At 67.0% G+C, this 436-nt stretch carries 1 pseudogene; it reads left to right on the plus strand.

Features of this window, described 5'->3' with window-relative positions:
- A pseudogene (locus ACFWJO_RS40525) lies at positions 1-436 on the plus strand (dehydrogenase); the annotation flags it as partial.

The raw sequence follows: 436 nt of genomic DNA on the forward strand, positions 1-436 counted from the left end.
ACGATTTCTACACTCACGGCACCGATGACCACCCCTACCCGCTGGGGCACGTGCAACTCATCGGCAAGTTGCAGGGTGAGATGATCAAGGGCCAACGACCGCTGATCCCCAAGTGGGCGCTGAGCCAGGCCACCGCCCGCAGCATGGACTGGTGGCTGTTCACCGAGGACCTGCCCGATCCGCACAACCGCGTCACCCTGACCGAAGAGGGGAACATCCAGATCGCCTGGACCCCCAACAACACTCGCGCCCACGAGGTCCTCGTCCGCGAGGTGCGCAAGATCCTCCGGAAGATCGGCTATCCGTTCGTCTTCAGCCAGGGCACCGGCATCGAGGTCAATTCCCACCAGGCCGGCACCGTGCGGGCGGGAACCGACCCCGCGACCTCCGTGCTCGACCCCTACCGCCCCCCCCCCCACCCCCACACCCCCCACCC

Source organism: Streptomyces sp. NPDC127092, assembly GCF_042722475.1.
In the GTDB taxonomy this organism is placed as follows: Bacteria; Actinomycetota; Actinomycetes; order Streptomycetales; family Streptomycetaceae; genus Streptomyces.